The following is a 20,301-nucleotide window of genomic DNA, read 5'->3' as shown; positions in this document are numbered from 1 at the left end:
ACAATGGAAGTGACATCCCCCTGAAGATGCGCCTGATTAACCGTGAAATTAGTCGTGACACTGACCGCAGCGTGAACACCATACAGAAAGTGAAAACTATTCTGACAGCGCCGCAAGCGGCGGGGAATTAGATCCGGAGAGATGAAAAAGATATGCCGCCATTATATCAAATGTATTAGTCGCGACTTGATCTGACACTGAGCCTTGAAAGGTTGAGAGTTACCGGTTTTGATATGGGTGTCGAATCCTTATACAAAACGCGAGGTAACTCTCATGCTTTATACTAACAATCCCATCATCAAACACAAAGCCGGCCTGCTCAATCTGGCCGAAGAACTCGGTAACGTTTCAAATGAACCGCCCCGGTTTTCCGGGAGAGTGTTTTGTCTGTGAACTCAGGCTGCCAGATCACCTTTTACGATGGAAGCGTAATATGCCAGTTCTGCTTCTGCTGGCGGGATATGGCCGAGACGTTCCAGCAACCGCTGGTTGTTGTACCAGTCCACCCACGTCAGTGTCGCCAGCTCCACTTCGGCGCGGTTTTTCCAGCTTTTACGATGTATTACCTCCGCTTTGTAAAGTCCGTTTATGCTCTCTGCCATTGCGTTGTCGTATGAGTCGCCGGTGCTGCCCGTTGATGCCAGCAGCTCTGCATCCTTAAGCCGTTGCGTGTACGCCAGTGACACATACTGCGAGCCTTTATCGCTGTGATGGATGGTCCCGACGGGACGTCGGGACCACAACGCCTGCTCCAGCGCATCCAGTACGAACGTTGTTTCCATCGACGATGAGACCCGCCATCCCACGATGCAACCGGCGAACACATCGATGATGAACGCCACATACGCGAAGCCCTGCAAGGTGCTGACATAGGTAAAATCAGCCACCCACAGCTGGTCGGGCCGTTCGGCCACGAACTGGCGGTTCACACGGTCATCTGCAGCAGCCTCTTTACGGCTGACGGTGGTTCGTACCTTTTTGCCCCGGCGTACCCCGGCCAGCCCCATCGCCTTCATCAGCCGTTCCACGGTACATCTGGCCACGCTGATGTGTTCCCGGAGCAACTGACGCCAGACCTTGCGGACGCCATACACACGGGGAAAGCCGTAGCTGAATTTACACCACCTTGACGGACTCGACCAAAACCCGGTCCGTGCGGTCTGCGGCCGGTGCAGTTACTTCACTTTAGCCCGGCCGCTGCGTGTTCAAGGGTTGAAATTATTACCTTTCTATTTAATGGCTAATTATCCATGGCATAGGCTTCAACCCCTTGCGTTTCCTGCGCTAGAATCAGGCGGTTTTCTCTTGGAAAAGGATATCGCCATGGCCGCCTGTGCCCTTTTGATCGTCGGTTGGGTGTTGATTTGGCAGGATCACCCGATTTTCGGCGTGCTGTGCATCGCGCTGTTTGCCGTGTTGCAATGGGCCAAGTACGCCGCTAAAGGTGCGCAAGACCCCGAAGATGCCACAGAGTGGCGCAAGACCGACTGGCATTCGCAGCCGATTGAAATGGCGCACGCTGGCGACAGCGACCGGCGGATTGGCGGCGTGGGGGAGCTGGGCATGGGCGGCCCCAGTTTTTGGACGCTGCTGCTGCGTGACGGGGCCATTGTGCATGGCGCCTGCGCGGCGCCGCAGGACGTGGACGATGGCAAGCTGCGCCTGATCCCGACCCGCTGCCGCCAGGGTGAGGGGCTGACGGTGTACGAGCCTGCTGCCCGGGTGATGTACGCGCTGCCGGCATTGACCGATCGCGAGCAGGACGCGTTGGCCGCCGGTGCCGCCGAGGCGCTGGCGCGGCTGCGGACGAGGTGTCGGCAGGCGGAGGCCACGCCGTTGCATCCGGTGCGCGGTTTATGGGTGCCGCCGTGGACAGAGGATCCGGCCAATCGTCTGGAGATCGCCTTACCCAACGGCCGCGTGCTGGCGGCGCGCTTGATGTTGCCGGCGGATCTGCGCCAGGCGGACGATCCTGCCGCGTTGCTGCACACGCCGCCTTATGAGCTGTTGTTGGATAATCGGCCGACCGATCGTTTCGTGCGCGATCTCGAATGCGTGGCGGGATCCCCGGCGGGCTGCGGCTTGAGCGTCGGCGGTTGCCAGTTCCGCGGCGAGCATATCGTCGATGGCCTTTACCATCTGTACTTCGCCGGCGCGTGGTTCAGCCTGCTTTCTTACGCGCATAAACCGGCGGGCGGGCGCGGATCGGACACCACTTTTTTCGTCGAGCGGGTCGAGCCGCAAGACGGCGGGGTGTTTGTGATTGAATGGGGTGCCTACAGCGTGCGGCCCGACGGGCGTGAGCCGCGCGTGCCAGCCCCGCCGGTATTGGTTATCGCGGTGAGTTGGCAGGAAACGTCGCTGCAGTTGCCCACGGCCAATAACTGCGTGACCGTGCGCTTGCCCAACGCCACGGCGTAAGGTTTAAGGAAGCCCCCTGACTTCGCCGCGTTGCAAGGTCAGCACCGCGATCGGGCTGCCGGAGAAGCACTCCCTAAAGATCCAGTCGCTGGGCCGAAACGCTGCCGCAGGCAGCCCGGCCTGCCACTCCTCCCACTGCGGGGCCGGCCGATCCGGCGGCAACAAGAAGGTGACCAGCCAACCCGCTTCGCAGCGTACCGTTTGGCCGCTCGGGCGGGTAAAGGTGTGCGCGCTCGCCAGCCTCCATCACCGGCGGTAAAACCTCGAAGGCGATGATCCGCACGCCGGCCACGCCATGCGGCTGAGGAAAACGCACGGCGGTCACGCCGTTCATCGTGATGGGGCTGTCTTCGGTGCCGGGCTGGCGTGGTTCCTGGCGGTTCACCCAGCTGCCTTTTGGCAACGTGATTTCACCGAACGGTTTTGCCTCGTTGAGCGTCAGGTAACTGCGCCGATTCCAGTGTTCTTCCGCCCGCTGGCTCTTGATATTCTGGATGGCAATGCAGATAAGCATCAGCACGCACGCCACCGGGTAGACCGCCAGCGCCGAGACCAACAGATAGCCGCCCCATGAAAGCGGCGGGCGCGGGCGGCCGCAGCGGGCAGCGGCGTATCGCCAGCTCCACCAGGTGAGCAGGATGCCGGCGAGCAGCAGGGCCAATAACAGCGCCAGCAGGCCGGTGGCGCCGGCGCCATAACCTAACAGCATGGCAAGTTCCTTATGTTCACGGCGTGGTGGAGCGATAGCGAACGAAGTAGGGCAGCGTCGGGGTATCCCCATCATCGCCATAAAGGTGTGTTGCCAGGCTTGAAATGACCACGATCAACAACCTATTTGACCGCTTCAATTTTAAACTCGTCGGGATAACACTTACCGCTCATCGGCACCTCTTTTTAAGCCATTTTAAATGACTCTGAGGGGTCTGTTAAACCCGTGGCGATTCAATTCTCCAGCGAACCCGGTAGCGGTGTAAGTCCGAACAAGTCATTTGAGATTAGCGGGACGATCTTCGTGTCCAAGTAATTATCTACTTGGTTCATCATCGTATAAAACGCTTCACCTCGGGAATCGGCTACATAGGCGTCTTCAATATTTCCGGTATACGTGGCGTAATCTGTGTACCCAAATGTGACAAAAGCTCGCTTTACTGTATCGAACAGAGCATAGCCAACAACACCTTCCTCCGCTTCTTTTTCATGCAGAGTTTCTACAATATTTTCAATCGATTTTAAGATTTTTTTCTTCTTCATTTCTTCCTTCTCGTCAGGCGGTGAGGGGCGATACCCCCGCCCTGTAAAACAGGAGTAGTCTCGGGATAAGTACGGGTTATCAGGCCATGCCAAGCCGATTTTGACTAGATCCTTATTGGCTTCCGGGTTAACACTTTCACAATGGCTGTAACGAAAATCGCTGAGTAATATATCGGTACGAATATTAGCCCAATTGCGATCAACATTATTCCTATGGATAGCATCAGTGCTATGGTACTGTCTGGCGATGTCAGATTTATCCATCCTTTTGATAATCCAATTATAAAATCCTTTTCTTGTAGTCTAGCGTAAATCCAAGATGCCCCAGTTAACACTGAGCCTAACCAGAATGAAATCCAGCAAATTGCTGATGTAAAAGGAATAATGTTGTATTGCATGGGCTACCCTTAGCTTTTGTACATAAATTGCGCAAATCTATTCTTTGAGACAAAGAACCGCTTCCATTAAGCTATCTCGCGAATTCAGATAATAAGTGCAACGCTCGGTCATGTGGATGGAGGGACGGTTAGCTGCCGATAAGCTATCCTGCTCTTCCGACCAAAGATGAGCGAGTCACTATGAAATATCAGCAGCTAACCGAAGGGTTACGATACCAGATAGCCCTGTTGTGTGAAGATAAAGTGAGTCAGGCAGAGATTGCCCGCCGCTCAGGCGTCAGCAAATCAACGGTCTCGCGGGAACTGCTTCGCAATCGTTCTGTAGATGGCTACCAGCCAGCCGCGGCACAGAAGCTCAGTACCAGCCGCCGTAAAGCGGCCGGCAAACGCAGGATGCACGAGGATACGGTCTTCTTTGTTGAGGCTGCGCTAAACTGGCTGTGGAGTCCGGAACAGATCAGCGCCGTTGGCCGTATCATCGCAGGCCGGTTAGTCACGAGTGGATTTACCAGCATGTTCAGGCTGATAAAGCCAGTGGCGGCGAACTATACAGGCTCCTCCGGCAGGGTAAACGCCGCTATCGCAAAGGCTATGGTAAAAAGCGAAGTCCGATACCTGACGCCGTATCCATCGAGCAGAGACCGGCCGTTGTTGATGCTCGTACCCGACCGGGTGACCGGGAAGCGGCTCTGGTTCCGGGTAAACAAGGCACCGGAGCCATCGTGACGCTGGTCGAGCGTAAAAGCCGTATTTATCTGACGAAAAAGGTGTTTTCGAAAGATTCAGCCGAAGTGGCCACAGCCATTATCTCGATGCTGAGCGGCTACAAAGATGTCTGCCATACCATCACGTTCGACAATGGCGGGGAGTTTACTCAGCACAAAGAGATCGCAGCGGCCCTGGAAACGGAAACCTGCTTCGCTCACCCCTATGCTTCGTGGGAACGTGGGCTAAATGAGAATACCAACGGGCTGTTGAGGCAGTTTATCCCCAAAGGAACTGACCTGACAGCAGTGACGGATGATGAGCTCCGCAAGTACCAGGGAGCACTGAACAGCAGGCCACGAAAATGCCTCGAATTCCGGCAGCCTTCAGTGGTCTTTGCAGAGTTAAGAAAGGCGGCTTAGCGTTGCACTTCGAACTTGAATCCGCCTCTTGCTTGTCAGTTTGAACTGCCAGCCATCCGCTGAAAACCTGAAAAACAACCAGAAAAAGCACAAATCATCACCAGCCTGCGGAGCACTGGCTTACCCTGCGGCATATGAATCGAATAGTGGGTAAATTTCAGCCACTTCATTCCGGGGTAGGTCTTTACGATGGTAAATTTATAGTATACCTCTGAGTTACCTTACATTTCGGCGCCTGAACATATCAATGTGACCACATTAGCGATACCACAATTAAAACGACCACCTAAGTGTTACCACTCCTCATCAAACTCAATGACTTCACTCCTTGAGCGCAATCCCTGATAATGAGAAAAAATAGATGAGGGGGACCTGATGAGATCCGAAGAACTCTATCAACATGCTGTCAGTCTTCTTTCGCGCAAGGACTACAGCAACAACGGAATGCGCAGGGCCTTGCACCATTTGTCAGATGACGGAATGACGGTTGAAGAGGTTATTGTCCGCCTTGGTGACAACAACTATCTTAACGACCAGCGGATGGCGGAAAATATGGTCTCACGTCTGCTGCGAAAACAGTATGGTCCGCTCCGGATCAGACTGGAGCTTCGGCAGAAGGGCATAGAACAGGATGTCGCGGATAAAGCCATCAGCGACAGCGGTGTTGACTGGTTCCAGATGGCCTCTGACAGCCGGACAAAAAAATTCGGTGATGAGCAGCCCGCAGACGTTAACGAGAAAATACGACAGATGCGGTATCTTCAGAGTCGCGGGTTTACGATGGATATGATTAACGAAGCCATGACTTCACAGGCGGACTGACGGGTCTGATTCTGTGCCGGTTTTCAGTGCGTCTGTTTGTTAAGCGGGTCCGGTATATCACAGATAAAAGATGCTTCCGGCGGCGCTCCCTCATTGATAGCAGGGCGTTTGATTAGCGTCAGAAAATGTGGTGATACCGTCCACCGGCCACCTGTTTCAGAGTGTACAGAGACCGTTTTTTTATTGAGGCGGATAATAACGCCGGCGATTTCCCTGCCGTCATTGTCGATGAAACTCACAACGTCCCCCAGCCGAAACTGAGTCATGTTCTGCTGGGCACGCTGCTGTTGCAGTATCCGAAGGCGCTCCACAACACACTGATTCAGCGCGAGGAGTTCACTTTCGCTCAGCGTGTTGACCAGTTCCTGAACCGTGCGCGGTTTCAGCCCGGATTTTCCGTGATATCCTGGATTGCGGGACATGTCATTTAAGTCCATTGCTGATGTATCTGGCCTCACACTTTATCACAGCCAGCTTATTTTATAAGAGCAAGTATCTTCCGTCGCTGCCGGGGAACACTTACCGTACGAAAACGAACGGTAAGAGATAAGCATCTGTCTGAAAAATCGATTCGAAGACAATAGTGTCCGATAAATGCCATTTTTCGATTAAAAATACACCGTTTTAAGGTTTTTTCTTTTTGTCTAATATATTTCTATATATCAGATAGTTACTTCACTAACGTACGTTTTCGTTCCGTTGTCCTTCCGACCCTAGCCTTCAAACCCCAGCATAACGCCCGATATCGGTCACTGATGACTGTATTTAAGGCGAATTCTTAAAGCATTTTTTAATTTACATGCCACGCTTGTCTGTGAAGTCAGGACTTATAACCTTAACGAGGATTTTGTATGAAAAAGACAGCCATCGCATTCTCTGCATTTCTGCTGGCCACTCCAGTGCTCGCCACTACCACCCATGCTACTGACAAAACGGTCGCCACAGCAAACGAGAGCGCGAACACCGCAAAGGAGAAACTGCATCAGGCGCAGAATGAAGGTGAAGAGTCTGAAACTGAAAGCAAAACATGCTGCGGAAGGAGAAAGCAACAGCACCGGCAGCAAAATCAGCGAAGGTACCCAGAAAGCCTGGCATAAAACCAAAGAGGGCACCGAAAAAGGCTGGGATACAACCAAAGAAGGGGCTGAGAAGGGATGGAACAAAACCAAGGAAGGGGCTGAATCACTTAAAAAGAAAGTAACCGGATAACATAATTTACTGCCCGGAAGCCGCCGGCCGATACTGGCGGATGATTTTGCCTGCAGCAGTCTGGTGTGTATTTTGCGACATTACAGATGCAACTGCTCAGACGTCGGAAATTGCCGCTTCCTCAGATACCTGGCATTTATACGCTATTTTTACCGGTTCATGATTAAGATATTCATCATGAACAGTAACAGAGGCAATGAAAAATGGGATTATTAAGTTTTGTGAAAGAGGCGGGCGAGAAAATTCTGGATGCCGTTTCTGGCGGAAGTAAGGAAGATCAGGCTGAAAAGCTGAAAAAACATATTGGTAGTCTTAACCTTCCCGGAGCTGAGAACGTCAGTATTGCTGTGGCGGAAGATGGTAGCGCGACGGTAACCGGCGATGTCGGCTCACAGGAAGATAAGGAAAAAATTCTGGTGGCCGTAGGTAACGTGGCTGGGGTCGGGCAGGTCAATGACAGCGTTACTGTCACGCAGAGCGGAGCAGAAAGCCGCTATTACACGGTGAAATCCGGTGACACCCTGAGCGCCATTGCGAAAGCAATGTATGGCACAGCCAGTGACTATCAGCATATTTTTGAAGCCAATAAACCGATGCTGACACATCCCGATAAAATCTATCCGGGGCAGGTGCTGATTATTCCTGCAGGTAAGCCGTGAATCCGGGTGTATCAGCAATATTTTTAAGGAGTCTGTAATGGGGTTATTAGAGATAATTGGCGGCATGTCTGACGGGCAGCCAGGTAAAGCTGAACAGCTTCAGACGATCATGACCTGGATTGAGCAGCAGGGCGGGATTCAGGGCATAATGGAAAAATTCCGCAATGGCGGCTTAGGTGAAATCGTCGAATCATGGATTAGCCAGCAGAGTAACATCCCGGTGAGCAGCGAGCAGATCACCTCGGTATTCGGTTCGCCTGCACTTCAGGAGCTCGGGGCGAAACTGGGCATCGATCCGCAAACTGCTTCGGCACTGATTTCTGAATACCTGCCAAAAATCGTCGATGGTCTCTCGCCACAGGGCGAAACGGCGGCTCAGGGTGATCTGGTTTCCGCAGGGCTTAATCTGCTGAAAGGTAAATTATTTGGTTAAAGGCCTGCCGTTAAAGCATTGCTCCTAAAAAAGTCGGGGCCTGAAGTGCCACCTCCCGGGTAGTTGGCCTGCAGTGCAGCTACCCGGAAATGGTCAACCGGAGCGGGGTCAGTCCAGTTCAGATACGCTCGCCCTGAGTCTGATTTATTCAACAAAACCATTTCTTACTAGAAATATCCTAAAAGCTGAATAATAATCCCCGATCAACAGACCAGCGGCGAAGACTGATGACACAGGATCGTTGTGTATTTCAGTACATTTGATGTTTTACCTTCCGGGACTCGATCTTATGGCCGATAAAGGCAAGGATCTCACAGCATTATATCTTTCCGAACGTAAACGACTGGAGCGTCAGATAGACCGCAAAGTGGGCTGTCGCAGCACGGCCAGCGATCTGGTGCAGGACATTTTTCTGCGGTTGTGGGAAAAAGCCGTAGAGTGGAAAGGAGATTCTGCTGCCTATTTAAGCCGCTGCGCGCGCAACGCCGCCATCGATCATCTGCGCGCCGAGAAAACCCGCGAAGCGTATTTGAAGGGCGTGCTGTCAGACCCGTTTTTCGAGCCTCCCCTGTCGCCGCAGGAGATCCTTACCGCCGAGCAGAATTTCCGCCATATCGAAGAGGTGCTGGGTTCTCTGCCGGAAAAAACACGCCATATCTTTCTTCTGAACCGTGTTCACGGCCGCAGTTTTTCTGACATCGCCTGTGTTATGGGGATATCATCTCGCGCGGTGGCAAAGCATATGGCACGAGCAGTTTCCGCATGTGAAGTCGCATCCGCGAATGGAGTGAAAAATGTCGATTAAATCGATTTCTGGTGATGCTACAGTCCGTGCAAAAGCACGTCGTTTGTTTCTGGCTATGCAAAACTCTCCGTCGCGTCGTCAGAAGGCCGCCTGCGGTAAGTGGCGTGATGCGCATCCGGCGCACGAAGAAGCCTGGCAGACGATTGAGTCAGCCTGGCAAGACAGCGCTGCACCGGGTCAGCAACTGGCAGAAAAAGAGGCAAATGTGCTGTCCGGCTATCTGGCGGAGATGGGCAAAAACCGGACGCGAAAGGCGACACGTCGCCGCGTTAGCTCGGCCATTGCGTTGTGCATGATGCTGGTGATGCTGACTGGTCTGTGGCTGAAAAATCCATCGTGGATACAGAATTTATCTGCCGATCAGGTGGCGGCAAAAGGTGAGCGGCGCGAGGTTCTGCTGGCCGACGGTTCGAAAGTGCTGTTGGATGCCGATAGTGCCTTCGGCGTCGATTTCACCCCGTTCGCTCGCCGTATTCATCTGCTGCGTGGCGGGGCTTTTTTTGATGTGGTTCCTTCAAAAACTCCGTTTATTGTTGATACCCACGCGGGCAGCGTTCGTGTACTGGGTACGCAGTTTGACGTGCGCCTGCAGGAGAACAGTGGTGTGGTGACGCTGGCGCGCGGTAGCGTAGCCGTCAGCAGCAAAGGCCAGCCGCAGCCAACGATGATTAAACCCGGGCAACAGGTGGCGTTCAGCCCGAACGGGGTTTCTGCCCCGGCCAGTGTAAACGTTGAGGATGCAATGGCGTGGCACGGTGGTCGCTATATTTTCTATCGCGCGCGACTGGGAGATGTGATGCGCGAGTTGGAGCGCTATCGACCGGGCCGGGTGGTGATTCCATATTCTGCGCTGGCGAATCAGCGGGTCACCGGCAGTTTATCCCTTGCCGACACCGACAAAGCGCTGGACTCGTTACAGGCCAGCATCGGCTTTCGCATGCGGAAAGTGACCAGTTATCTGGTGATAATCACGCCATAAGCTTGATTTATAGTTGTTTATGATTTTTCCGTAAAAAAATTTTCGTTTTCAGGTTCAGTGGTGCACCTGCTGATGCGTGATCGTAGTGATAATAAATATCATTTCCGTTTAATTGCGATCGTCTTATCGGATATAGGGCACTTTAATGAACAACAAGAAAGTTCGTCGCGCTGGCTATGTATTAGCCTCTGCACTGCTGGCAGGTACCGGTGCAACGGGTACGGCGGTGTCCGCCGTACAGCAACCTCAGGTTCAGCAGTTTAGTTTTACTATTCCAGCAAAGCCGCTCACCCAGGCCGTCAATGAGATTGGCAGGATTGCCGGTCTTTCCGTGGTGTTCCCTGAAGACACGGCGATTGAAGGGACAGGCAGGCCGGTGCAGGGCCGGATGAGTGTTAAGCAGGCGCTGACCATTCTGCTGAGCGGCACCGGGATGGGTTACTCCTTCAGCAACGACAGTACCGTACAGATTTATCGGCTGCCGCCGGAGCTGGCTGCTGATGCCAGTACCATAGTTGTCATAGCCTCGGCTAACGGCAGGCTCGGGCCGGTGAACGGCTATGTTGCCAGCAACAGCACCGCGGGGACAAAAACCAACACGCCGCTGATGAAAAACCCGCAGTCGGTTAGCGTGATCACCCGCGATCAAGTGGATATGCAGGGGGCACAGAACCTGACCCAGACGCTTCGCTATTCAGTGGGGTCTCGGCGGAAGTGCGCGGATCGGCATCACGCTACGATCTGCCCTATATTCGTGGCTTTGGATCGCCTACCGATAGCAACCAGTATCTTGATGGACTGCGTCTGCTGCGCGGGGGCGGCTACGTGATTCCGCAGATTGAAACCTTCGGCATTGAGCGCATTGAGTTTCTCAAGGGGCCTTCCTCGACACTGTACGGTGGAGTGAATCCCGGCGGGCTGGTTAATGCGGTATCTAAAGCGCCATCCAGCGAAGCGCAGAACTCGGTAGAGTTCCTCTACGGCAGCCACAAGCGCATGCAGTTGGGGCTCGATTCCACCGGGCCGCTGGTCGACGATAATTCCCTCCTGTACCGGGTGATTGCCCTTGGCCGGCAATCGAATACCCAGGTGGTTAACACTAAAGAAGAGCGGCTTTTCGTTGCGCCGTCGCTGACCTGGATACCCGATGTCAATACGTCTTTTACCCTCAGTATGAGCTATCAGCGCGATCCAGAAGGGGGCTACTACGGGGTTATACCGACGGTTGGCAGCCTGTGGTCCAGTCCGGCTGGGCAGATCGCCCGTAATTTTAACGATGGCGATCCGGAATATGATGAGTTCAGCCGCACACAAACGGCGGTGGGCTATCAGTTTGAACACCGTTTTAACGACACATGGACGGTGCGCCATAATCTACGTTACCTCGATCTGACCACAGTGACCAAAAGCGTCGTGACTTCTGCGCTGGCCACCGACGGGCATACTATTTCCCGCTATGCGCTGGGCACTGATGAATCTCTGCGGGGGATAACGTCCGATCTGCAACTACAGGCGGAATTTGATACCGGGCGCTTTTCACATACCACCATTACCGGATTCGACTATCAGGAGTCCTCATGGCGGCAGATCCGCGACTACGGTGCGGCACCGTCTATTGATTATCTCAATCCGGTTTACGGTGTAGCGACCAACCTGGCGCTGTCTCGGATCACCAATCAGAAACAGCACATCACCCAAGCCGGGTATTATCTGCAGGATCAAATCGAGCTGGATAACTGGACTCTGGTGGCGGGAGGGCGCTACGACACCATGCGCACCCGTATCGATAACTATCTCAGCGCCTCGCACAGCGTTCAGGATGATGAAGCAGTAAGTGGCAAGATCGGCCTGATTTACAACTTCGATAACGGCGTTGCGCCGTACGTCAGCTATTCCACCTCATTTTTGCCGGTGACTGGCACCGACAAAAACGGTAACGCTTTTAAGCCCAATACCGCACAACAGCATGAGGTTGGTGTGAAGTTTCAGCCACCCGGTCTGGATGCGCTGTTTACCCTCGCCTGGTTCGATATTACTCAGAAGAATGTGGTGACCTACGCTAACGCGCTGACCTCGTATCAGACCGGGGAACAGCGCTCGCGCGGGCTGGAGTTTGAAACCAAAATAGCGGTCAGCGATAACATTAATGTGACTGGCGCCTTCACCTATACCAGAGCAGAAGTCACCAAGAGCCTGGCGGCTGATGCCGGTCAGCGGCCAATCGGTATCCCGGATTACACCGCCTCGCTGTGGGCCGATTACACCTTCCGCAGTGGTCTGATGCAGGGGCTGACCGTCGGCAGCGGTGGGCGCTACGTGGGAGAAACGGTGGGGGGCTATTCACCGAACGTCTATAGCACCAGTGCCGTTCGCCTAGATGCGCCGGGCTACGCGGTGTTTGATACGGCGATCGGCTACGACTTCGGCAAGCGGTTTGGCAACCTCAGCGGTTTAAGTACTCGCCTGAGCGTCAACAATCTGTTTGATAAAAGCTATGTCACCTGCCTGTCCAACAACTTCTGTAACTACGGCAACGAACGTGTGGTGAACCTGTCTGTGAACTATCGCTGGTGAGGCCGTTGACGGTAATGGAACAACATACGTGTCGATCACCCGCCGGCAGCGGACAGTCTGGCGGTACTGCTGGCAATCAGCGCGCTGTATATCGGCTTCGGTATGACCATGGGGCTAATCCAGGGGGGATTCCCGGCCATTATGCGAGCGCAGGGGATGAGTCTGGGAGCAGTAGGCTGGCTATATGCGCTTTACCTGCCGCTGGGCATGGCGTTTCTGTGGTCGCCGCTGGTTGATCGCTGGCGGCCGCCATTTCTGGCGGTGGAGTTGGCGTGGATAGTGCCGATGCAGCTGGCTTCAGCGCTGGTAGTGGCTGCAGTCGCTCTGATGCAGGGGGCCGACTTGCGCCTGCTGTTTGCCATGGGGCTTTTTGTCGCCTTCGCGATGGCGACGATGGATATTGCGCTGGATGCCCTGGCGGTGGTGCGCATCGAAAGTGCCTGGCGACCGCGTGCGGCAGCCTGCAAGTTGGCGGCGCTGTCCATCGGCGCGATGATCGGCGGCGGGGCGTTTGTGGTACTATTCCAGCGCTTTGGCTGGGCAACTATCTTCCTGTGCTATGCCGCCAGTCTGCTGCTGTTGATCGTGCCAATGTTGCTGGTCAGCAAAACGAAGTCGGGAGCGGCTCCGCCGCCCGCATTACCGCAAAAGAAAGCCAGCCTGCGGCGACTGCTGCGTAATCCGCTGCAATGTAGGCGGCTGGTGCTGTTGACCCTGACCTGCTGCGTCATCTTCCCGCTATCGGCGCTGAATCGCCTGATGCTGATCGACATGCAGGTGTCGATGGAGGTGATCGGCGGAGTGGTTGGCACGCTGGGGCCGGTCACCATGCTGATTACCGCTGGGATCGCCGCGCCGCTGATGCACCGGTTCGGTTTGCCATGCGCAATCTGGCTGTTTACCGCGCTGGCGATCTTAGCCCTGGCGGCGATGGTGGCGGGCTATTCGCTGGAACTGCCGTGGCTGGCAATAACCGGTGCGGTAACCATGGGCGCGGCGGTCGGCGGAATTTATGTTGTGCTCAGCGCCCGTATTCTAGGCTGGTCGCGTGGGGAACAGCCCGCGACCGACTACGCCACTTATTATGGCGTCGGGCGCTTTGTCAGCACCCTGGCCACTATCGGCTTTGCGCAGATGGTGTCGCTGATAAGCTGGCCGCTCTTTTATTTGTGCGGTGTGCTGGCGCTGCTAGCAGTGATGGCATTACTGCGCAGTTCCGTAGAAGAAAAGGAAACAGAACATGAGTGATAAGAGTGCTTACACCGGTGCTGAGCCGGATGCCGAAATTTTTGATATCAGCCACTGGCCGATCATTTTTATCCGCTTTCCGCAGTTGGGTATGCCGGACAGAACCAATCGCCTGCTAAACGGCCTGACCGATTTTCTGCAGCAGCAGCAGCGGGTGGTGTTTGTCTGGATACCGGCGCGGCACGGGCACGATCGCGAACCGAACGAAGAGGAGAAACAAGCCAGCGGCTGGGTAAAGCAGTATAAAACCGAGCTGCGTGACTGGTGCGCGGGCTACGTTTATCTGACCAACGATGCGGAAGTACGTGCCAGCCTCAATGTGCTGTTCCCGAAACTAAAGAAGATGATGCCGTTCCCGAAAATCCTGGCGGATGATCGGGAAGATGCCTGCGCGAAGGCGCAAGAGTTTCTGGCTTTGCCGGTGAAACAGGACTGATCATGCAAAACCCGCTATCCAGACCGCCGGGACTTCATCTGTATTAGCTCAGATTTGACCTGACACGCCTATGGCACAGAGCCAAATCTAATCTGACAGGCAGCTCAGTGCCAGAAGCAACAGAGGCTTTAACATAGCCTGCTATTTTGGATATGAAACTCTGTGTTAAGCCAGTTAGCAAAAGCCATAATTCGTTTTTTGAAATCGGCCACGTCGGCGTGAGGCTCATGACTTGCTGCCAATAAGTAATCCATAACCTCAGCTTTATCTGGATATCTGGCATTGAGCTTAATACTGTGTTCTTCAAGTGTTTCCGGCCAGTCTTTATCATGTTCACTACGAAGAATACTGGTCGCTCTGATTGCTTTTCTTGCTGCTGCACGTTGTAGCTGTAACTTTTTATTATCATCAGGAGATGACTCCATTTGCGCAATTAATTCTCGCAGTACCGGCAGGAAATCACCGTTCACAGCTACAGCAATTTCTTTTGAAGGTTTAAAAGGGTGGAATCGGTTGCTCAGGTTTTCTCCGTAGACGCAAACACAATGATGTTTGAGCCAGTATCCCCAGCTAAGTTTGTTATCCGGGTACAGTACCTGATGTAGCAGGCCACAATCAAAATCGATTTTACTGACAAGAGGATGGCTTTTTTCCAGTCCACACTGAACCACAGTAAGTTCCGCTTCAGTGACCTGACCAAGTTCATCGTTGAATATGACAGTCATATCGAGGTCGGACTTCCCTGTCTTTGCCCTGCCTTCAGACACGCTGCCATATACATAAAGACTATGTATCCGTTCAGGAAAGCATTGGGTTAGCGTTTTCACCACGTGTGCAACTACGAGTGCGAACTCGGGTTGCAATTCATTGAGTTTTGGCAAGGTAATGTAGCCGTTGCAATCAACTGCCATCTATTATTCCTTTTAATGACTTTAAGCCAGGACAACAAACGTAAGCGCCCCATAATGAACGTGGCGTAAGGATTATTTTACGGAGGATAGGTTCCAGGGCAGCAGCTCATGTACCCGGTTTGAAGGCCAGTCGTTGATCTTGCTTATCACCTCGCACAACCAACCTTCCGGCTCCACACCGTTCAGTTTGCAGGTGCCAAGCAGGCTGTAGATGATGGCTGCTGCCTCACCCCCGTTGTCAGAGCCGAAGAACAGGTAGTTCTTTCTGCCAACCGCCACCGCGCGCAGCGCGTTTTCTCCGATGTTATTGTCGATTTCCACCTGACCGTTACGGCAGTACTCATTCAGGGCGTGCCACTGTTTCAGTATGTACGCGAACGCCTTCGCCGTCTCCGCGTGAACCGACAGCGTCGTCATTTGCGCCTCTATCCACTCGTGCAGCGATGTCATCAGCGGAACCGACCGTGCTTTTCTTATCTGCAGCCGTTTCCCGGCCGGGCTGCCGCGTATTTCCGCCTCGATGGCATACAACGCACCTATACGGTTCAGCGCTTCATTCGTCATTTCTGTCGGGCGTCGAACATGCTCATCGTGGATTTTCCTTCTGGCATGCGCCATGCACGCTGCTTCTCTGATGTGCCCGGACTCATACAGCGTGTCGTAAGCACCGTACGCATCTGCCTGAAGCACGCCTCTGTACCCTGAGAGATGTCGCTGAGGATGTTCCCCCTTACGGTCCGCTGAGTACGAGAACCAGACTGCCGGCGGTTCTGGCACCCCGGCGTTACGGTCATCCCGGACGTAGACCCACAGCCGACCGGTTCGCGTTTTACCACTCCCGGGCTCCAGCACCCTGACCGGCGTGTCATCAGTGTGCACCTTGCCAGCCTGCATAACGTACTGGTTGAGCGCCTCATGCAGCGGACGAAGCCGGTTGCCCATCATCGCGACCCAGCGGACCATCGTGTTACGGCTCAGCGCCAGTCCATGACGGGCGTAGATTTCTGTCTGCCGGTACAGCGGCGTATGCTCCACATATTTTCCGACCAGGATGCGGGCCAGCAGGCTGCTGCCCACACGACTGCCTTCTACCGGCTTTGCCGGGAGCGGGGCCTGCACGATAACGTCGCACCGGCTGCACGCCAGCTTCGGTCGGACCGTTTCGATGATTTTAAAGGCGGTTTTGATGATCTCCAGTTGCTCAGAGAGAGTTTCTCCCATCACCTTCAGCTCTCCACCACATGACAGGCAGACGCTGGTCGCTGGCAGTAAGGTCTGTGTTTCCCGAGGCAGGTCGGCTGGCAGCGGTTTTCGGGCGGTGTGGCGGGTGGGTTTTTCTGGCGTCGTTTGCGACACGACAACACTATCTGCTGGTATATCCGGTACCGGCTCGTTGCCATTCAGGCAGGTTTTTGCCGCCTCCAGTCGGCTTTCCAGCTCTGACAACCGTTTCTCTGCCTGGCGGATTTTGTTTTCCAGCTTATTACGGCTCTTTTCCGAACTCTGACCGAACAGCATTCGCCGTAGTTTATCCAGCTGTGCTTTCAGGCGGTTGATTTCCTGCTCATAACCCGCCACCTGGCCTGCATACTGGCGCAACCGGGTCTGCTGGTCGTTCAGCATCGCCCGCTGTTTACGCAGCATGGCTTTTAACTGGTCGATATCGTCAGGGAGTTCATTTTTCATACACCCGACATTACAACAGGTTACACCCGCAGGCCAGGACGTTGTGATGACTGTGGATGTTTCCAGTTGAGGCCTTCCAGCAGCATAGCCAGTTGCGCCGGGGTCAGATGGATCTTCCCGTCGCTGACAGCGGGCCAGACGAAGTGTCCACGCTCAAGACGTTTGATGAACAGGCACAGACCATCCTCATCGGACCACAGTAGCTTTACCATATCACCACGGCGCCCCCGGAAGATGAACAGGTGGCCGCTGAATGGGTCCTCGTTGAGGACATTCTGCACGCGGGAGGCCAGGCCGTTGAAGCCGTTTCTCATGTCGGTAACGCCCGTCACCAGCCAGATGCGGGAACCCGCAGGAAGGGATATCATCAGCCACCTCTCTTCAGTTCGCGAACCAGAGCCGACAGCATGGCCGGGGTGAGGTTGCCGGACAGCTTCAGGCGTGCACGGCCGATACTGACCTCACAGCATTGCCCGGCATCCGGTGGCAGGCTTTGCGCTGATGCTGCCGGGAGCTCGGGCAGCGCGGGTCGTGAGTATTCGGTGGTCACAACAGGAACGATATCGTCACTGATAATGGCCGGTGCTGGGGGTGTATCAGATGGCTCATCAACCAGATGACGATAGCGCTGACGCCAGGTGAACAGCAGGTTGTCATTAATCCCGTTCTGGCGGGCAAGCCGTGCCACGCAGGCACCGGGTTGCAGTGATCGCTGAACCAGGTCGAGTTTGAACGGCATGGAGTAGGTAGCCCGCTGGCGTGGGACTGTCGGTTGGGTCATTTGTGATAGAGTCCATTTAAAAATTAAGTGGACTCTATCATCACCGGATTAAAGGTACGTCGACAGACGTCGTTGCCGGGGCGCTTACCAACAAACAACCGGAATTTGAGAACATCATAGCCGATAAATTGCATGGATTTTGTCCGCTCGCTCAAAGCATACTGTCAGTTTTGATTGTGTGCTGACAGTGAAAACTGTCAGGTCAAATCTGAGCTAATACACTCATCGCCATTCATATTCCGGCTTAACTGCGCGCCTTTTTGACCTCAGCCCCCTCAAACTTTAACCCGGCAGCTTTGTGAACCGCCAATTTTTGAGCAAAGTGCTTTGTCTGGAGTACGCCGCTCCTCCTTTTAAATCCCATTAACCCGGTGTCTGGCGAGAAGCCGCACCACGGTGGAAGGATGTACGCGGAAGAGGCGGGCGGCATCAGCGCCTGTTTTCTGACCCGATGAGACAAGCGAGACAATCTCTTTTTGTTGCTGTGGCGTCAGTTTGGGCCTCCTTCCACCAACACGACCATCCTGCCGGGCTGCAGCAAGTCCGTTCCTTGTCCGCTCACGAAGCATGGCACGCTCAAATTCGGCAAAGGAACCGACGATCTGCATCATCATTCTTCCTGCCGGAGTGGATGTATCGATATTTTCGGTAATGCTGCAGAAATCAGCCCCCGAGTCTTCAATCTTCTCCAGCGTCACCAGTAAATCCTTCAGCGAGCGTGAAAGGCGGTCCAGTTTCCATACAATGACCTGATCACCTTTTCGTAGCTGCTGCAAAAGTCGCTGTAACTCGGGGCGATCCCATCTTCCGCCGGATGCTTTTTCCTTGAATATCAGTTCACACCCGGCTGACTTTAGTGCTGCTATCTGGGCCTGAGTATCCTGTTCCTGTGTCGAGACCCGCGCATAACCGATGAGCATGATTGCGATTTCCTGTTGCCATTTGTTGTTATTTTGCAATATATTTTTGCAACTCACAAGGCCGCATCGTTATGCTGGCAGGGGAGGAGTTGCACAAACGAACGTTTATGCATCGTGGTGAGGCGAAGAAAAGTTAACAGTTACCGCAGCAGCCCAGTCACTTTCCCAAAACTCAGGTGGCCTGTCTAACGTCTGCTCAGTGCGTGAAGCGGATATTGCTGTTACATGGTATGTTAGTTTAAGGGGGGGCTGGTCATGCCTTACGTCATGACAACATCGTTGCAGTATCCTAGAATTGCAGCCTAATCGAAAAAGATGAAGGTGAGGAAGGATGAACATCTGCAGACGCTTCAAATGCGATACCTGCGGTACATTGATCGATTGCAGGATTGGCATGTCCAACAAAGATGTGCAACCATTTCAGTTTGGTTGCCCGGTATGTGAGGAATGTATTTCTTTCATTATTGGCCATCCTGATGGAGCGTTAAAAGGGGCAAAGGAAATTGTTGATTTTAAGGGGCCATTTAAAGGTGAAAACCCATTTGTCGATTTGCATCTAGATTTCCCTGTCTACTTTGGCGAATACGAAATGGGGAAAACGACATTCCTACGGGTTTTCAGTGAACTTGGTCAAGACGCATATTTTGATCTTGCTCAACGCCTTGATGTATTGAATCGACTTCTTCCGATGCAAAGAGACTTGCAGCGCATTATTACCCAGTACAAACGTGGCGACATCGATAAGTTAGATGGGATCTGCAACAAGATACCCGGGGTTACATTGCGTTCTCATAAGAAACAAGACGTATTGGCGGCGTTGTACTCAGCTACTTCAATCATGTCATCCCCTTTTACTATTCATAGGCAAAACGAAGAGCTTTCTAATGAACTACCTAGTCTTTATAGATGGCTTAACGCGCATCATCATGACAAAACTGTCGCTTACATCGATGAGATTCTGGCAAATAATTTCCTCCAAAATCTGCATCAAGACTGCCTTAGTCTTTACCCTAAACTTATCGAGTTAAATCTGCCATTTCGCGCGACGTTCTTTTATGACTACGTTAAAGATGGAGAATACAGCACGGTCGCGGCAAGGATTTCAACAGCAGATTTTGATACCTGTAACAACTTATATAAAGACTTAGCAGAAGTGTTTTCTAGGCAGTTGATCTTATTGGCGGGGCTTAACAATCTTCTGCATCGCGGTGATCACAATGAATTTGAACCTTCTTTGAAAGTGACGAGAAAGAATGAGCCGCGTCGGGAGGCTGCTTCATTGAATGCTTTTGCCGATGCCGACCTGGGAACCAAACTCCAGTTTATTGATAGCTGCTTCTACAAGGTTGATGAAACTGCAATTGATAATCGACTAAGAAACGGGATAGCCCATTACAAATATGAGTACAAGGAGTCTACTCAGGTCATCACGTATTACCCTTTCAAAGAAGGGATGAACAGAGAGAAATCACAAGAAATTACGTTCATTGAATTCATTCGTAAGTCACTGCTTTTGTTCAGAGAGATTCACAACTTGAATCATCTGATCAAGACAACGCTTTACTACTGTGTGTTGGTATTGAAAAAGGATTGGTAATCCCCCCGAAAAACCGGTGTGTTCATAAGTAGAATTTTCTCGTA

At 53.2% G+C, this 20,301-nt stretch carries 19 protein-coding genes and 3 pseudogenes; 13 read left to right on the top strand and 9 right to left on the bottom strand.

What is annotated here, in order from left to right; all coding sequences use genetic code 11:
• Positions 1-395: 395 nt before the first annotated feature.
• A pseudogene (locus ABOC21_RS06705) lies at positions 396-1,097 on the bottom strand (IS3 family transposase); the annotation flags it as partial.
• A 208-nt stretch (positions 1,098-1,305) separates the two neighbouring features.
• On the opposite strand from ABOC21_RS06705, the gene ABOC21_RS06700 reads away from it, so the two are divergent.
• Complete coding sequence (locus ABOC21_RS06700) at positions 1,306-2,421, top strand: hypothetical protein (RefSeq protein WP_426812644.1); 1,116 nt, start codon at positions 1,306-1,308, stop codon at positions 2,419-2,421.
• Between the two features lie 73 nt (positions 2,422-2,494).
• On the opposite strand, the gene ABOC21_RS06695 is transcribed toward ABOC21_RS06700, so the two are convergent.
• Positions 2,495-3,130, bottom strand: coding sequence for a hypothetical protein (locus ABOC21_RS06695; RefSeq protein WP_426812643.1), 636 nt, complete (start codon positions 3,128-3,130; stop codon positions 2,495-2,497).
• A 233-nt stretch (positions 3,131-3,363) separates the two neighbouring features.
• Positions 3,364-3,936: a hypothetical protein gene (locus tag ABOC21_RS06690; RefSeq protein ID WP_426812642.1), complete on the bottom strand. Its 573-nt coding sequence runs from the start codon at positions 3,934-3,936 to the stop codon at positions 3,364-3,366.
• A 314-nt stretch (positions 3,937-4,250) separates the two neighbouring features.
• On the opposite strand from ABOC21_RS06690, the pseudogene ABOC21_RS06685 reads away from it, so the two are divergent.
• Together ABOC21_RS06685 and ABOC21_RS06680 are read left to right on the top strand one after the other, a co-directional pair.
• Positions 4,251-5,197 (top strand): annotated as a pseudogene (locus ABOC21_RS06685) (IS30 family transposase).
• A gap of 375 nt (positions 5,198-5,572) precedes the next feature.
• Positions 5,573-6,019, top strand: coding sequence for a regulatory protein RecX (locus tag ABOC21_RS06680; RefSeq protein WP_426811789.1), 447 nt, complete (start codon positions 5,573-5,575; stop codon positions 6,017-6,019).
• Positions 6,020-6,042: 23 nt separating this feature from the next.
• On the opposite strand, the gene ABOC21_RS06675 is transcribed toward ABOC21_RS06680, so the two are convergent.
• A complete protein-coding gene (locus ABOC21_RS06675; RefSeq protein ID WP_426811788.1) occupies positions 6,043-6,456 on the bottom strand; it encodes a hypothetical protein in 414 nt (137 codons plus the stop codon).
• Positions 6,457-6,870: 414 nt separating this feature from the next.
• On the opposite strand from ABOC21_RS06675, the pseudogene ABOC21_RS06670 reads away from it, so the two are divergent.
• The 9 genes and pseudogenes from ABOC21_RS06670 to ABOC21_RS06630 all read left to right on the top strand — a co-directional run bounded on the left by ABOC21_RS06670 (position 6,871) and on the right by ABOC21_RS06630 (position 14,362).
• Positions 6,871-7,228 (top strand): annotated as a pseudogene (locus ABOC21_RS06670) (hypothetical protein).
• A gap of 203 nt (positions 7,229-7,431) precedes the next feature.
• Positions 7,432-7,887 (top strand): peptidoglycan-binding protein LysM, encoded by a 456-nt coding sequence (lysM, locus tag ABOC21_RS06665; RefSeq protein WP_426811786.1) that lies wholly within the window; start codon positions 7,432-7,434, stop codon positions 7,885-7,887.
• A 10-nt stretch (positions 7,888-7,897) separates the two neighbouring features.
• Entirely contained in the window at positions 7,898-8,320 is a 423-nt protein-coding gene (locus tag ABOC21_RS06660; protein WP_426811834.1) for a YidB family protein, read from the top strand.
• 289 nt (positions 8,321-8,609) lie between these two features.
• Positions 8,610-9,125: an RNA polymerase sigma factor gene (locus ABOC21_RS06655; protein ID WP_426811785.1), complete on the top strand. Its 516-nt coding sequence runs from the start codon at positions 8,610-8,612 to the stop codon at positions 9,123-9,125.
• The gene (locus ABOC21_RS06650) at positions 9,115-10,104 is read left to right on the top strand and encodes a FecR family protein (RefSeq protein WP_426811784.1); all 990 of its coding nucleotides are present in this window, start codon (positions 9,115-9,117) and stop codon (positions 10,102-10,104) included. The genes ABOC21_RS06655 and ABOC21_RS06650 overlap by 11 nt, the downstream gene beginning before the upstream one ends.
• Before the next feature lie 145 nt (positions 10,105-10,249).
• Positions 10,250-10,933: a hypothetical protein gene (locus ABOC21_RS06645; RefSeq protein ID WP_426812641.1), complete on the top strand. Its 684-nt coding sequence runs from the start codon at positions 10,250-10,252 to the stop codon at positions 10,931-10,933.
• The gene (locus ABOC21_RS06640; protein ID WP_426812640.1) at positions 10,819-12,678 is read left to right on the top strand and encodes a TonB-dependent siderophore receptor; all 1,860 of its coding nucleotides are present in this window, start codon (positions 10,819-10,821) and stop codon (positions 12,676-12,678) included. Before ABOC21_RS06645 ends, ABOC21_RS06640 begins: the two co-directional genes overlap by 115 nt.
• 24 nt (positions 12,679-12,702) lie before the next feature.
• Complete coding sequence (locus tag ABOC21_RS06635) at positions 12,703-13,926, top strand: MFS transporter (RefSeq protein WP_426812671.1); 1,224 nt, start codon at positions 12,703-12,705, stop codon at positions 13,924-13,926.
• On the top strand, positions 13,919-14,362 hold the full coding sequence (locus ABOC21_RS06630) for a hypothetical protein (protein WP_426811780.1): 444 nt from the start codon (positions 13,919-13,921) through the stop codon (positions 14,360-14,362). Before ABOC21_RS06635 ends, ABOC21_RS06630 begins: the two co-directional genes overlap by 8 nt.
• Positions 14,363-14,490: 128 nt before the next feature.
• On the opposite strand, the gene ABOC21_RS06625 is transcribed toward ABOC21_RS06630, so the two are convergent.
• The 5 genes from ABOC21_RS06625 to ABOC21_RS06605 form a co-directional block, all read right to left on the bottom strand.
• Entirely contained in the window at positions 14,491-15,273 is a 783-nt protein-coding gene (locus ABOC21_RS06625) for a nucleotidyltransferase domain-containing protein (RefSeq protein ID WP_426812639.1), read from the bottom strand.
• 72 nt (positions 15,274-15,345) lie between these two features.
• Positions 15,346-16,959, bottom strand: coding sequence for an IS66 family transposase (tnpC, locus tag ABOC21_RS06620; RefSeq protein WP_426811793.1), 1,614 nt, complete (start codon positions 16,957-16,959; stop codon positions 15,346-15,348).
• Positions 16,960-16,979: 20 nt separating this feature from the next.
• Positions 16,980-17,327: an IS66 family insertion sequence element accessory protein TnpB gene (gene tnpB, locus ABOC21_RS06615; RefSeq protein WP_426811792.1), complete on the bottom strand. Its 348-nt coding sequence runs from the start codon at positions 17,325-17,327 to the stop codon at positions 16,980-16,982.
• Positions 17,327-17,740, bottom strand: coding sequence for a transposase (locus ABOC21_RS06610; protein ID WP_426811791.1), 414 nt, complete (start codon positions 17,738-17,740; stop codon positions 17,327-17,329). Before ABOC21_RS06610 ends, tnpB begins: the two co-directional genes overlap by 1 nt.
• A 353-nt stretch (positions 17,741-18,093) precedes the next feature.
• Positions 18,094-18,660 carry a recombinase family protein gene (locus tag ABOC21_RS06605; protein ID WP_426812670.1) on the bottom strand — a complete coding sequence of 189 codons (567 nt, stop codon included), beginning with the start codon at positions 18,658-18,660 and terminating at the stop codon, positions 18,094-18,096.
• 394 nt (positions 18,661-19,054) lie between these two features.
• Between ABOC21_RS06605 and ABOC21_RS06600 the strand changes: the two genes are divergently transcribed.
• Positions 19,055-20,257 (top strand): hypothetical protein, encoded by a 1,203-nt coding sequence (locus ABOC21_RS06600; protein WP_426812638.1) that lies wholly within the window; start codon positions 19,055-19,057, stop codon positions 20,255-20,257.
• The last annotated feature ends 44 nt before the right edge of the window (positions 20,258-20,301 follow it).

Origin of the sequence: Klebsiella sp. WOUb02 (assembly GCF_050058015.1) — a bacterium.
GTDB lineage: Bacteria > Pseudomonadota > Gammaproteobacteria > Enterobacterales > Enterobacteriaceae > Klebsiella.
The sequence above is the reverse complement of the archived record's forward strand: the minus strand, read 5'-3'. Positions and strand labels throughout refer to the sequence as shown.

Excerpts from the sequence above, each read along its gene's own strand:
- ABOC21_RS06650 (WP_426811784.1), top strand. The coding sequence starts at position 9,115 with ATGTCGATTAAATCGATTTCTGGTGATGCTACAGTCCGTGCAAAAGCA.
- ABOC21_RS06690 (WP_426812642.1), bottom strand. The coding sequence starts at position 3,936 with ATGGATAAATCTGACATCGCCAGACAGTACCATAGCACTGATGCTATC.
- ABOC21_RS06605 (WP_426812670.1), bottom strand. The coding sequence starts at position 18,660 with ATGCTCATCGGTTATGCGCGGGTCTCGACACAGGAACAGGATACTCAG.
- ABOC21_RS06630 (WP_426811780.1), top strand. The coding sequence starts at position 13,919 with ATGAGTGATAAGAGTGCTTACACCGGTGCTGAGCCGGATGCCGAAATT.
- ABOC21_RS06695 (WP_426812643.1), bottom strand. The coding sequence starts at position 3,130 with ATGCTGTTAGGTTATGGCGCCGGCGCCACCGGCCTGCTGGCGCTGTTA.
- ABOC21_RS06680 (WP_426811789.1), top strand. The coding sequence starts at position 5,573 with ATGAGATCCGAAGAACTCTATCAACATGCTGTCAGTCTTCTTTCGCGC.
- tnpC (WP_426811793.1), bottom strand. The coding sequence starts at position 16,959 with ATGAAAAATGAACTCCCTGACGATATCGACCAGTTAAAAGCCATGCTG.
- ABOC21_RS06600 (WP_426812638.1), top strand. The coding sequence starts at position 19,055 with ATGTCCAACAAAGATGTGCAACCATTTCAGTTTGGTTGCCCGGTATGT.
- ABOC21_RS06675 (WP_426811788.1), bottom strand. The coding sequence starts at position 6,456 with ATGGACTTAAATGACATGTCCCGCAATCCAGGATATCACGGAAAATCC.
- ABOC21_RS06625 (WP_426812639.1), bottom strand. The coding sequence starts at position 15,273 with ATGGCAGTTGATTGCAACGGCTACATTACCTTGCCAAAACTCAATGAA.
- tnpB (WP_426811792.1), bottom strand. The coding sequence starts at position 17,327 with ATGATATCCCTTCCTGCGGGTTCCCGCATCTGGCTGGTGACGGGCGTT.
- lysM (WP_426811786.1), top strand. The coding sequence starts at position 7,432 with ATGGGATTATTAAGTTTTGTGAAAGAGGCGGGCGAGAAAATTCTGGAT.
- ABOC21_RS06610 (WP_426811791.1), bottom strand. The coding sequence starts at position 17,740 with ATGACCCAACCGACAGTCCCACGCCAGCGGGCTACCTACTCCATGCCG.
- ABOC21_RS06655 (WP_426811785.1), top strand. The coding sequence starts at position 8,610 with ATGGCCGATAAAGGCAAGGATCTCACAGCATTATATCTTTCCGAACGT.
- ABOC21_RS06645 (WP_426812641.1), top strand. The coding sequence starts at position 10,250 with ATGAACAACAAGAAAGTTCGTCGCGCTGGCTATGTATTAGCCTCTGCA.